Source organism: Phytobacter sp. (genome assembly GCF_059074235.1).
The window spans coordinates 445858-459007 of the sequence record NZ_JCACPZ010000008.1 but is presented as its reverse complement, the minus strand read 5'-3'; the positions used below and the strand labels follow the sequence as shown (position 1 = coordinate 459007).

Genomic DNA, 13150 nt, shown 5'->3' with positions numbered 1-13150 from the left:
CAGACGGGCAACGCGGGAGATTTTTCATGCATAACCAGGCTCCGATTCAACGTCGGAAATCGAAACGGATTTACGTTGGTAATGTGCCGATTGGCGATGGTGCCCCCATTGCCGTGCAATCGATGACAAATACCCGTACCACGGATGTGGAAGCGACGGTTAATCAGATTAAGGCCCTTGAGCGTGTAGGTGCGGATATTGTTCGTGTATCCGTACCGACAATGGATGCGGCTGAAGCCTTTAAGTTCATTAAACAACAGGTGAGCGTCCCGCTAGTGGCGGACATTCACTTCGACTACCGTATTGCACTCAAAGTCGCTGAGTATGGCGTCGACTGTCTACGTATCAACCCTGGCAACATTGGCAATGAAGAGCGCATTCGCTCGGTTGTTGATTGCGCTCGCGACAAAAATATTCCTATCCGCATCGGCGTGAATGCCGGTTCGCTGGAAAAAGATCTGCAGGAAAAATACGGCGAGCCAACACCGCAGGCCCTGCTCGAATCGGCTATGCGCCATGTTGATCATCTGGATCGTCTCAACTTTGATCAATTCAAAGTCAGCGTGAAAGCATCTGATGTTTTCCTTGCCGTTGAGTCTTACCGTCTGCTGGCCAAACAGATCGATCAGCCGCTGCACCTCGGGATTACCGAAGCCGGCGGCGCACGCGCAGGTTCGGTAAAATCTGCGATCGGTTTAGGATTGCTGCTTTCTGAAGGGATCGGCGATACGCTGCGCATCTCGCTGGCGGCGGATCCGGTTGAAGAGATCAAAGTCGGCTTCGATATTTTGAAATCGCTGCGTATTCGTTCACGCGGTATTAACTTTATCGCCTGCCCGACCTGTTCTCGTCAGGAATTTGATGTGATTGGTACCGTCAATGCCCTTGAACAGCGCCTGGAAGATATTATTACGCCGATGGATGTTTCGATCATTGGCTGCGTGGTGAACGGTCCGGGTGAAGCGCTGGTTTCAACCCTGGGTGTCACTGGCGGTAACAAGAAAAGCGGCCTGTACGAAGACGGTGTGCGCAAAGACCGTCTGGACAACGATGATATGATTACCCAGCTCGAAGCTCGCATTCGTGCCAAAGCCTCCATGCTGGATGAAACAAATCGCATTGATGTCCATCTGGTAGAAAAATAACGTGATGGGAAGCGGCTGGCTTCCCGTGTATCATGAGCCCGCAAGGCCTGGCGTCTTGAGGGTTCATTTTTTGCATCTATAAAGAGAATAAACGTGGCAAAAAACATTCAAGCCATCCGCGGCATGAACGATTATCTGCCTGCCGATACCGCAATCTGGCAGCGCATTGAAGGCAGCTTAAAAAGCGTGCTCGGCAGCTACGGTTACAGCGAAATTCGTTTGCCGATTGTAGAGCAGACCCCGTTATTCAAACGCGCTATTGGTGAAGTCACCGACGTCGTTGAAAAAGAGATGTATACCTTCGAGGACCGCAATGGCGATAGCCTGACGCTGCGTCCGGAAGGCACGGCAGGCTGCGTACGCGCCGGCATCGAGCATGGTCTCCTGTACAATCAGGAACAGCGTCTGTGGTACATCGGACCCATGTTCCGCCATGAGCGTCCTCAAAAAGGGCGTTACCGCCAGTTTAACCAACTGGGTGTGGAAGTCTTTGGTCTGCAGGGCCCGGACATCGATGCAGAGCTGATTATGCTGACTGCGCGCTGGTGGCGTGAGCTGGGCATCTTTGACCACGTAAGCCTGGAGCTGAACTCTATTGGCTCTCTGGACGCTCGCGCGAAATACCGTGATGCGCTGGTTGCCTATCTTGAGCAGTTCAAAGACCAACTGGACGAAGACTGCAAACGCCGTATGTACACCAATCCGCTGCGTGTGTTGGATTCAAAAAATCCTGACGTGCAGGCGCTGTTAAATGATGCGCCTGCGCTGGGTGACTACCTTGACGAAGATTCCAAAGCGCACTTTGCTGGCCTTTGCGCGTTCTTGGATGCCGCAGGTATCACCTACACCGTGAACCAACGTCTGGTGCGCGGTCTTGATTATTACAACCGTACTGTTTTTGAGTGGGTTACCAGTAGCCTGGGCTCGCAGGGAACGGTGTGCGCAGGTGGTCGTTATGATGGCCTGGTGGAGCAACTCGGCGGGCGTGCAACTCCGGCGGTTGGCTTCGCAATGGGTCTTGAACGACTTGTTTTATTAGTTCAGGCAGTTAATCCGGAATTTAAAGCAGAATCTGTTGTCGATATATACCTGGTTGCGTCAGGTGAGAATACGCAGTCCGCAGCAATGCTGTTGGCTGAACAGGTACGCAGTGCGGTGCCTGGCGTTAAGCTCATGACAAACCACGGCGGCGGTAATTTTAAAAAGCAGTTTGCTCGTGCCGATAAGTGGGGCGCTAAGCTTGCACTGGTGCTGGGTGAATCTGAAATCGCTGACGGCAACGTTGTTGTGAAGGATTTACGCTCTGGTGAGCAAAATACGGTAACGCAGGACAGCGTTGCGGCGCATTTGCGCACACTACTGGGCTAATCTCCCCGGTGAATTATCGTTAAGGAGAAGGACTGCGTGGAAATTTACGAGAACGAAAACGAACAGGTAGACGCGATTAAGCGCTTCTTTGCTGAGAATGGCAAAGCACTGGTCGTTGGGGTTGTTTTAGGTGTTGGCGCGTTGGTGGGATGGCGTTACTGGACGAGCCATCAGACCGAATCAGCGCAATCAGCTTCGGCAGCGTATGAGCATGTTATCTCTGCGTTGAAAGCGGACAAACCTGAAACACTGGCGTCTGCAGAGAAATTTGCGGCGGAAAACAAAAATACTTACGGTGCGCTGGCGTCGCTTGAACTGGCGCAACAGTATGTCAATAGTAATGAGCTGGATAAGGCGTCTGCTCAGTTGCAGCAAGGCCTTGCCGCGACCAGCGATGAAAATCTTAAGGGTATGATCAATATCCGTCTCGCCCGCATTCAGGTTCAGCTCAAGCAGCAAGATGCCGCACTGAAAACGCTGGAAGGCGTGAAAGGTGAAGGCTGGTCGGCTATCGTAGCGGACCTGCGTGGCGAAGCTTTGCTGAGCAAAGGCGATAAACAAGGTGCGCGCACCGCATGGGAAAGTGGCGTTAAAAATAACGCTTCCCCTGCGCTGAGTGAAATGATGCAGATGAAAATCAATAATTTGTCCATCTAAGAGGGACCCGATGCAATTGCGTAAATTACTTCTGCCTGGGCTGCTGTCCGTCACTTTACTGAGCGGTTGTTCCCTGTTTAATGGCGAAGAAGATGTTGTCAAAATGTCTCCTCTGCCGACGGTTGAAAACCAGTTTACCCCGACTACCGCGTGGAGCACTTCGGTAGGTAATGGGATCGGTGATTTCTACTCGAATCTGCATCCAGCGCTGGCGAGCGGTGTGGTTTATGCCGCCGATCGTCACGGTACGGTGAAAGCCGTTAGTGAAAGCGATGGTAAAGAAGTCTGGTCAGTGAGCCTGGCGGAAAAAGCCGGCTGGTTCTCGACCAACCCGGCACTGCTCTCTGGCGGTGTGACCGTTGCAGGCGCACATGTGTATGTCGGTAGCGAAAAAGCGAAAGTGTATGCACTGAACACCAGCGATGGTTCGGTAGCATGGACAACGCAGGTCGCAGGCGAAGCATTGTCCCGCCCTGTTGTCAGCGACGGCCTGGTGTTAATCCACACGAGCAATGGTCAGTTGCAGGCTCTTGACGAAGGTACTGGTGTGGTCAAATGGACCGTTAACCTGGATATGCCTTCTCTTTCTCTGCGCGGTGAATCCGCTCCGGCGACGGCCTTTGGCGCAGCCATTGTGGGTGGTGATAACGGCCGTGTGAGTGCGGTACTGATGCAGCAGGGCCAGTTGATTTGGCAGCAGCGTATTTCTCAGGCCACCGGGCCGACAGAAATCGATCGCCTGAGCGACGTAGATACCACGCCAGTTGTTGTGAATAATGTGGTCTATGCACTGGCTTACAATGGCAACCTGACGGCGATGGATCTGCGCAGCGGTCAGGTGATGTGGAAACGAGAGCTGGGTTCAGTCAGCGACTTTATCGTCGATGGCAACCGCATCTACATGATCGATCAGAACGATCGCGTACTGGCGTTGACCACCGATGGTGGCGTGACCCTGTGGACGCAAAGCGATCTGCTGCACCGCAACCTGACCTCCCCGGTGTTGTACAATGGTTACATTGTTACTGGCGACAGTGAAGGCTACATGCACTGGATCAGCGTTGAAGATGGTCACTTTGTTGCACAGCAAAAAGTGGACAGTTCCGGTTTCCTGACCGATCCTGTCGTTGCTGATGGCAAGCTGCTCATCCAGGCGAAAGACGGTACACTGTACTCTATTACGCGCTAATTCAGGCGTAGTCAGTCACGCGTCCGAAGACGGCTCCTGTTGCAGGGGCCGTTTTACTGTTTTTAAAGCGTCGCCTGTTTTGCGGCGTTCTTGATTTTCGAATTCTAAGTAATGAGGCTTTAACATGATACCTGTGGTCGCGCTGGTCGGGCGCCCTAACGTTGGAAAATCCACGCTTTTTAACCGTTTAACACGCACCCGTGATGCGCTGGTAGCGGATTTTCCGGGGCTGACCCGTGACCGTAAGTACGGTCGTGCAGAAGTCGAAGGTCGTGAATTTATCTGTATTGATACGGGCGGTATTGATGGCACCGAAGACGGTGTCGAAACCCGGATGGCAGAGCAGTCGCTGCTGGCGATTGAAGAAGCAGACGTTGTGCTGTTTATGGTGGATGCGCGCGCGGGCCTGATGCCTGCCGATGAAGCCATCGCCAAGCACCTGCGTTCACGTGAAAAACCGACCTTCCTGGTCGCGAACAAAACCGATGGTCTTGACCCGGATCAGGCCATTATCGATTTCTATTCTCTGGGTTTAGGTGAAATTCACCCGATTGCCGCGTCTCATGGCCGTGGCGTTCTGAGTCTGCTGGAGCACGTGCTGCTGCCGTGGATGGATGAAATTGACCCGAAAGAAGAAGTGGACGAAGAAGCCGAGTACTGGGCGAAATTCGAAGCTGAGCAGAACGGTGAAGTGCCTGAGGAAGAAGAAGAAGCCTTCAACCCACAGGATTTGCCAATCAAGCTGGCGATTGTAGGTCGTCCGAACGTTGGTAAGTCCACACTGACTAACCGTATCCTCGGTGAAGATCGTGTCGTTGTTTATGACATGCCGGGCACGACCCGCGACAGTATTTACATCCCGATGGAACGCGATGAGCGCGAATATGTGCTCATTGACACTGCTGGTGTGCGTAAGCGCGGGAAAATCACGGATACGGTAGAAAAATTCTCCGTTATCAAAACGCTGCAAGCGATTGAAGATGCCAACGTCGTGTTGCTGGTCATTGATGCCCGTGAAGGTATCTCCGACCAGGACCTCTCGCTGCTCGGCTTTATCCTGAATAGTGGGCGCTCACTGGTCATCGTGGTGAACAAGTGGGATGGTCTGAGCAACGAAGTGCGCGAACAGGTGAAAGAGACCCTCGACTTCCGTCTGGGCTTCATCGACTTTGCGCGCGTGCACTTTATCTCTGCCCTGCACGGTAGCGGCGTGGGTAACCTGTTTGAATCCGTTCGCGAAGCCTATGATAGCTCCACGCGTCGCGTGAGTACGGCGATGCTGACCCGCATTATGACCATGGCCGAAGAAGATCACCAGCCACCGTTGGTGCGCGGACGCCGTGTGAAACTGAAATACGCCCATGCCGGTGGTTATAACCCGCCGATCGTCGTAATTCACGGTAACCAGGTCAAAGACCTGCCGGATTCGTACAAACGTTATCTGATGAACTACTTCCGTAAATCGTTGGATGTGATGGGTACGCCTATTCGTATTCAGTTCAAGGAAGGCGAAAACCCGTTTGCCAACAAACGTAACACCCTGACGCCGAACCAGATGCGTAAGCGTAAGCGTTTGATCAAGCACATCAAAAAGGGTAAGTAAGTTTTAGTGCCCGGCAGGTTTGACTGCCGGGCAAGCTAAGCTTTGGGAGGATATGTATGGAACTTAAATGCCCAACCTGTCATAACCCGCTCGAACTGGTCGGCACCCATGCGCACTGTTTTGGCTGTGATAAAGATTATCAGGTCAATGCGTTATGCCCTGATTGCCATCAGCCGCTTGAGATCCTGAAAGCCTGCGGTGCTGTGGATTACTTCTGCCAGCAAGGTCATGGATTGATATCGAAAAAACGGGTGGAGTTTGTCCCTCGCTGAAAGAAAAAAGCCGCACTGAGATGCGGCTTTTTTTTCAGGCTTTTTTCGCCGGAATGATATTTTTTACTTCGCTTTCCAGCCAGCCATCTTTAACGCGGGTGGTCAGCATATCGCCTTTATGCACCTGCGTGGTCTGCTTCAACACCTTGCCATCGCTGGCTGTTGTCACGCTGTAACCACGAGAGAGTGTTGCCAGCGGGCTAACAGCTTCAAGATGCGTAATCGCGGTACCAAAGCGCTCACGCGTCTGGCTCATGCGTGACTGAATCGCCTGTGCAAGGCGAAATTCAAGCTGCTGAACCCGCGTTTGTGCCCGATGAATTTTGGGTTGTGGATTCTGGTTATTCAGCCGCTGAGCTAAGCGCTGCTGGCGCACGGAGGCCTGACGGAACTGGCTATCCAGCGCATTACGCATTCTTTGCTGTAATCGCTCAAGAACGGTCTGCTGGCGCGTTAATCGCAACTGGGGATGCTGTTGCTGCAAACGATGATTCATTTGCGTGAAGCGACGCGTGCGGTTAGCCAGATAAAAGTCCATCGCCATTTCCAGGCGCTGCTGCGCTGACTGAAGCTGACGCACCAGTTCTGCCTGGTTACGGCTGACCATTTCAGCTGCCGCCGACGGCGTTGGCGCACGCAAATCAGCGACAAAATCGGCGATAGTCACGTCCGTTTCATGACCCACGGCGCTCACCACCGGGATGGCGCTTGCAAAGATAGCGCGTGCGACCCGTTCGTCGTTAAAGCTCCACAAATCTTCCAGGGAGCCACCGCCACGGCCAACAATCAGCACGTCACACTCCTGACGGGCATTCGCCAGTTCGATAGCGCGAACAATTTGTGCGGGCGCATCGTCACCCTGAACCGGCGTCGGGTAAATCACCACCGGCAGCGACGGATCACGACGCCTGAGCACATGCAGAATGTCATGCAGAGCCGCACCGGTTTTTGACGTCACCACACCAATACAGGTGGCAGGAGAGGGGAGTGGCTGTTTGAACTGCAGATCAAACAGGCCTTCTGCTGAAAGCGCAGCCTTGAGTTGCTCATATTTTTGCTGCAGCAAGCCTTCGCCCGCAGGTTGCATGCTCTCAACGATTATCTGGTAATCGCCACGTGGGTCGTACAATGTGACCGAAGCGCGCACCAGCACCTGCTGACCATGTTGAGGACGGAAGGTGACCCGGCGGTTGCTGTTGCGGAACATCGCACCGCGCACCTGGGCGGTGTCATCTTTAAGCGTGAAATACCAGTGACCGGATGAGGGCTGCGAAAAATTAGAAATTTCGCCCGTGATCCAGACCTGGCCCATTTCACGTTCCAGCAGGCTACGAACCGTTTGATTGAGGCGGCTTACGGTAAAAATTGCGGGGCTTTGAGAAGGCGACATGTGAGCTGGATCAAATTCTAAATCAGCAGGTTATTCAGTCGATAGTAACCCGCTCACCGATGATCGCAAGTATTTTTCTCAAAAAAATGTGGAAGCAATCGGTTACGCTCTGTATAATGCCACGGCAATATTTAACCACCCCCAGGTCAGAGATATTGCCCATGCTACGTATCGCTAAAGAAGCCCTGACGTTTGACGACGTCCTCCTTGTTCCCGCTCATTCAACCGTTCTGCCGAATACTGCCGATTTGGGCACGCAGCTCACCAAATCCATTCGCCTGAATATTCCTATGCTCTCTGCAGCCATGGACACTGTAACCGAAGCGCGCCTGGCAATTGCCCTGGCACAGGAAGGTGGCATCGGCTTTATCCACAAAAACATGTCTATCGAGCGCCAGGCTGAAGAAGTGAAGCGCGTGAAGAAACATGAATCCGGTATCGTGACCGATCCGCAGACTGTTCTGCCGACCACCACTCTGCACGAAGTCAAAGCCCTGACCGAACGTAACGGTTTCGCGGGTTACCCGGTTGTGACCGAAGATTACGAACTGGTGGGTATCATCACCGGTCGTGACGTGCGTTTCGTGACTGACCTGAACCAGCCGGTTAGCGTCTACATGACACCGAAAGAGCGTCTGGTTACCGTGCGCGAAGGCGAAACCCGCGACGTAGTATTCGCTAAGATGCATGAAAAGCGTGTTGAAAAAGCACTGGTTGTGGACGACAGCTTCCATCTGCGCGGCATGATCACCGTTAAAGACTTCCAGAAAGCAGAACGTAAACCTAACGCCTGTAAAGACGAGCATGGCCGTCTGCGTGTGGGTGCAGCGGTTGGCGCAGGTGCAGGCAACGAAGAGCGTGTTGATGCGCTGGTTGCAGCGGGCGTTGACGTTCTGCTGATTGACTCTTCACACGGTCACTCTGAAGGCGTTCTACAGCGTATTCGTGAAACTCGTGCCAAATACCCGGACCTGCAAATCATCGGTGGCAACGTAGCAACAGGCGCAGGTGCACGTGCACTGGCAGAAGCTGGTTGCAGCGCAGTGAAAGTGGGTATCGGCCCTGGCTCCATCTGTACTACCCGTATTGTTACCGGCGTGGGCGTTCCGCAAATCACTGCGGTTTCTGACGCGGTTGAAGCGCTGGAAGGCACCGGCATTCCGGTTATCGCTGATGGTGGTATCCGCTTCTCCGGTGACATCGCCAAAGCCATTGCGGCAGGTGCTGCTGCGGTCATGGTCGGCTCCATGCTGGCAGGTACCGAAGAATCCCCGGGCGAAATCGAACTGTTCCAGGGCCGTTCTTACAAATCTTACCGCGGGATGGGTTCACTGGGCGCGATGTCCAAAGGTTCTTCTGACCGTTACTTCCAGACCGATAACGCAGCCGACAAACTGGTACCGGAAGGTATCGAAGGCCGCGTTGCCTATAAAGGCCATCTGAAAGAGATCATTCACCAGCAGATGGGCGGCCTGCGTTCCTGTATGGGTCTGACCGGCTGTGGTACTATCGACCTGCTGCGCACTAAAGCGGAATTTGTGCGTATCAGCGGTGCGGGCATCCAGGAAAGCCATGTCCACGATGTGACCATCACCAAGGAATCCCCGAACTACCGTATGGGTTCCTGATCATTTCCACGCCCGGCTTAATGCCGGGCGATTTTGTTTCACTTGCCTCGGAATTAATCGTCAATGACGGAAAACATTCATAAACATCGCATTCTTATCCTGGATTTCGGTTCCCAGTACACGCAACTCGTTGCCCGCCGCGTGCGTGAGCTCGGTGTTTACTGTGAGCTGTGGGCGTGGGATGTCACCGAAGCGCAGATCCGCGAATTCAATCCAAGCGGCATCATTCTTTCCGGCGGCCCGGAAAGCACCACCGAAGACAATAGCCCGCGTGCACCACAGTACGTGTTTGAAGCCGGTGTACCGGTGTTCGGCGTCTGCTACGGTATGCAGACCATGGCAATGCAACTCGGCGGCCACGTTGAAGGCTCCAACGAGCGTGAGTTCGGCTATGCACAGGTTGAAGTTCTGACCGACAGCGCCCTGATTCGCGGTATCGAAGACTCCCTGACCACCGACGGTAAACCGCTGTTGGACGTGTGGATGAGCCACGGCGACAAAGTGACGGCTATCCCGTCTGACTTCGTGACCGTTGCCAGCACCGAGACCTGCCCGTTCGCCATTATGGCTAACGAAGAAAAACGCTTCTACGGCGTTCAGTTCCACCCGGAAGTGACGCACACTCGCCAGGGCCTGCGCATGCTGGAGCGTTTCGTTATCGATATCTGCCAGTGCGAAGCTTTATGGACCCCGGCAAAAATCATCGACGATGCTATCGAACGTATTCGAGCGCAGGTTGGCGACGACAAAGTGATCCTCGGCCTCTCCGGCGGCGTGGACTCCTCCGTAACCGCTATGCTGCTGCACCGTGCTATCGGCAAAAACCTGACCTGCGTCTTCGTGGACAACGGCCTGCTGCGTCTGAACGAAGCAGAGCAGGTGATGGACATGTTCGGTGACCACTTCGGTCTCAACATCATTCACGTTGAAGGCGAGTCTCGCTTCCTGAGCGAGCTGGCGGGCGAGAACGATCCGGAAGCCAAGCGTAAAATTATCGGCCGCGTGTTCGTTGAAATCTTCGATGAAGAAGCGCTGAAGCTGGAAGATGTGAAGTGGCTGGCGCAGGGCACAATCTACCCTGACGTGATCGAATCTGCGGCCTCCGCGACCGGTAAAGCACACGTCATCAAATCTCACCACAACGTGGGCGGCCTGCCGAAAGAGATGAAGATGGGTCTGGTTGAACCGCTGCGTGAGCTGTTCAAAGACGAAGTGCGCAAAATTGGTCTGGAACTGGGCCTGCCGTACAACATGCTCTACCGTCATCCGTTCCCGGGGCCGGGTCTGGGCGTGCGCGTACTGGGTGAAGTGAAGAAAGAGTACTGCGACCTGCTGCGTCGTGCTGACGCTATCTTCATCGAAGAGCTGCACAAAGCCGACCTGTACAACAAAGTCAGCCAGGCCTTCACCGTCTTCCTGCCGGTACGTTCCGTTGGTGTTATGGGCGATGGTCGTAAATACGACTGGGTTGTCTCCCTGCGTGCTGTCGAAACCATCGACTTTATGACTGCCCACTGGGCACACCTGCCGTACGATTTCCTCGGCCGTGTCTCCAACCGTATCATCAACGAAGTAAACGGCATTTCCCGTGTGGTGTATGACATCAGCGGCAAGCCGCCAGCAACGATTGAGTGGGAATAAGCGTTCTGGCTTTAGCCTGTAACCGCTGAATATCAAAACACCAGTAAGCCTCGCGCTGCTGGTGTTTTTTTATGTGTCATTGACACGAGTGATAAGGGTATGTCGAAGAGACTTCCAGGCAGTAATAAATCCAAGCCCACTAATTCAGGCATTAGACGACCATGACCTTTTATGCCAACCTTTGGGCTGAGTGTTTACGCATGTCCTGGATTTACTCATCGACACTTTCATCCTTTTAACGCTTTCGACCTGACCCGGCTCACTATGTTTAAAAAACTGCTTTCCAGCCTGACCGGCAAAAAAGACAAATCGCAGACCTTCGTGGAATCAGAACAGGCAAATCCCATAGAGCCGCAGGAAGAGCTCATTGTTGCTTATGATGCCAATGGGAGGCAGATGCACATCACCCGCAGCGACTGGCGGGACAAGGTTTTCCTCCCCGGTCTTGAGCAAAAATGGGACGATGCGGCAGGCCTCTACGATGCCATTCTCGGTGGACTGAACGACGGTTTTGCCGACGATCTGCTTCCCGCTGCCGCACGTTTGGTGGACATCGATAGCGATCCCGAGCGCAGCCACACCATCCAGGGCATCGTGCTGATGAAAAACAACCTGCTGGCAGAGGCCGAAAGCACACTGCGGGCAGGAATAGAGAAAGTGGGTGCGACGGGCATTTTGCTGACTAACCTCGCGAAAGTGTTTGCCGAACGTGGTGATGACGTCCGTGCTGACGAAATCCTCTGGCAGGCCATTGAAGCCGATCCGAATCTGGATAACGGGCTAGTCTGGTGGGCGAGCCTTAAACAGGAACGTGAAGGGGAAGCGGGGTATGTGGCGGGGCTTCAGACCGTCGCCGCACTGCCGGGCTCCTGGCGCGCGCAGTTGTGGCTGGCACGTCACTATCTTGAGCATAAAGACGTAGCATCCGCCAGAGCGCTTTATGACGAAGTCCTGGCGGGCGGAAGGTACGACAACCGTGCGCTGATGATGATCTCCGGCGATCTGGGCCAAAACGGTGAAATCCCACTGCTCGTTGAGCTGGTCGCGCCGGTCTACGATGAACACCGTCACGATCCGATGGCCGGGATCAACCTGCTGCGCGCTTATCAGGAGTTGGGAAACCCTGAGGAGGGCGAGAAGCTGCTTAGCCGGATGTACGCTCTGGATTACCCGCCGCTTAAGCAGTATCTGGATGAATCAGCGCAGGCGTTCCAGAAGATGCGAGAAGAGAGTGCGCAGGGGACGCCAACCGATCCCGGACAGGTGGAGATCAGTACCCTGGCTATCTCGCAGCCCATCTGGCATTACGGGCTCTATAAGGCTGACTGGCTGTTCGCAAAAAAACCGCAAGAGGCCGACGTGGTCGGTTTCTTTGCACTTAGCAAGCTTGTCAGTGAGACAAAACCTGCTGAGTCGCAGCGCGAGGATGATGTGGGTCGTCTTGCCCGAGCCATTCCGCTGTATCTTGCTGAAGCGAGCCATTACTGGACACCTTTTGCAGCTCAGTGTTACTTCCAGATTGCTGCGGGGATAGGGCCAGTACTCACGTCTCATGAGACGGATGGCAATGCGCTTTTCGATCTTGTTCCGCCGACGATGAAATACTTCGTCACCGGGCAGCTTGGTTGTGCTGAGGTGGGAGAGCAGCGCCAGTGGCAGCTTACGCTCACGCTTTGGGATTGCACCCATCGTACAACATATGGTTCTGAAAGTGGCACGGTGGAGCACTCGGAACTGGGGGCGCTGGTACTGGATCTGGAACAGAAGCTGCTGGCAAAAATCGGCGCAGTGAGTGCCTCGCCACTGGATGCGTTTTATGCCCGCCCATCTCGTGACGCGATTGACGTCTATCTTGCTGAACTGGGGCAGGCGTTTACCCTGACGCTGGTTGCCAATCACTACATCCCCCGTTCTGCGTTATGGGGCGAGCGCTCGATGCTGGAGTGGCCGTTGAATATGGCGCTGCAGTGGCCGCAAGCGGAGGTGCCGAAACTGATGTATCTCTCCGGGCTGGGGAAAGCGTTTGAATATCAGTCGGAGGTCCTCGGTGAATATAAAAAACGCAGTCTGGAACTGCTGCGTACGGAGGAAAACACCGGGAGCCCAGTAGCACAGCTGGCGCCGGTGGTATGGAAAATTTTCGGCATGGATGACGAATTGAACGCTTACCGGCAAAACATGTCCGCGGATTTCACTGCCGAATACGTGGCGTGGTTGGCACGTGTAACAGAAAAGTAGGCATGTCGAAGGTCATTGA

At 54.1% G+C, this 13150-nt stretch carries 10 protein-coding genes; 9 read left to right on the top strand and 1 reads right to left on the bottom strand.

Annotated elements, in window-relative coordinates:
- Positions 1–26 precede the first annotated feature (26 nt).
- From ispG to AC5JPW_RS19940, 6 genes are all read left to right on the top strand, one after another.
- Complete coding sequence (gene ispG, locus AC5JPW_RS19965) at positions 27–1145, top strand: flavodoxin-dependent (E)-4-hydroxy-3-methylbut-2-enyl-diphosphate synthase (protein WP_494242845.1); 1119 nt, start codon at positions 27–29, stop codon at positions 1143–1145.
- A 93-nt stretch (positions 1146–1238) separates the two neighbouring features.
- Positions 1239–2513, top strand: coding sequence for a histidine--tRNA ligase (hisS, locus tag AC5JPW_RS19960; protein WP_494242844.1), 1275 nt, complete (start codon positions 1239–1241; stop codon positions 2511–2513).
- Between the two features lie 36 nt (positions 2514–2549).
- Entirely contained in the window at positions 2550–3170 is a 621-nt protein-coding gene (locus AC5JPW_RS19955) for a YfgM family protein (RefSeq protein WP_494242843.1), read from the top strand.
- Between the two features lie 10 nt (positions 3171–3180).
- Positions 3181–4359: an outer membrane protein assembly factor BamB gene (gene bamB / locus AC5JPW_RS19950; protein WP_494242842.1), complete on the top strand. Its 1179-nt coding sequence runs from the start codon at positions 3181–3183 to the stop codon at positions 4357–4359.
- Positions 4360–4483: 124 nt separating this feature from the next.
- A complete protein-coding gene (gene der / locus AC5JPW_RS19945) occupies positions 4484–5962 on the top strand; it encodes a ribosome biogenesis GTPase Der (RefSeq protein ID WP_494242841.1) in 1479 nt (492 codons plus the stop codon).
- Between the two features lie 56 nt (positions 5963–6018).
- On the top strand, positions 6019–6234 hold the full coding sequence (locus tag AC5JPW_RS19940; protein WP_494242840.1) for a zinc ribbon domain-containing protein: 216 nt from the start codon (positions 6019–6021) through the stop codon (positions 6232–6234).
- Positions 6235–6268: 34 nt separating this feature from the next.
- On the opposite strand, the gene xseA is transcribed toward AC5JPW_RS19940, so the two are convergent.
- On the bottom strand, positions 6269–7624 hold the full coding sequence (gene xseA / locus AC5JPW_RS19935) for an exodeoxyribonuclease VII large subunit (RefSeq protein WP_494242839.1): 1356 nt from the start codon (positions 7622–7624) through the stop codon (positions 6269–6271).
- A gap of 161 nt (positions 7625–7785) precedes the next feature.
- Between xseA and guaB the strand changes: the two genes are divergently transcribed.
- The 3 genes from guaB (at position 7786) to AC5JPW_RS19920 (ending at position 13131) form a co-directional block, all read left to right on the top strand.
- A complete protein-coding gene (gene guaB / locus AC5JPW_RS19930) occupies positions 7786–9252 on the top strand; it encodes an IMP dehydrogenase (RefSeq protein ID WP_494242838.1) in 1467 nt (488 codons plus the stop codon).
- 63 nt (positions 9253–9315) lie between these two features.
- Complete coding sequence (gene guaA, locus AC5JPW_RS19925) at positions 9316–10893, top strand: glutamine-hydrolyzing GMP synthase (RefSeq protein WP_494242837.1); 1578 nt, start codon at positions 9316–9318, stop codon at positions 10891–10893.
- A 264-nt stretch (positions 10894–11157) separates the two neighbouring features.
- Entirely contained in the window at positions 11158–13131 is a 1974-nt protein-coding gene (locus tag AC5JPW_RS19920; protein WP_494242836.1) for a tetratricopeptide repeat protein, read from the top strand.
- Positions 13132–13150 lie beyond the last annotated feature (19 nt).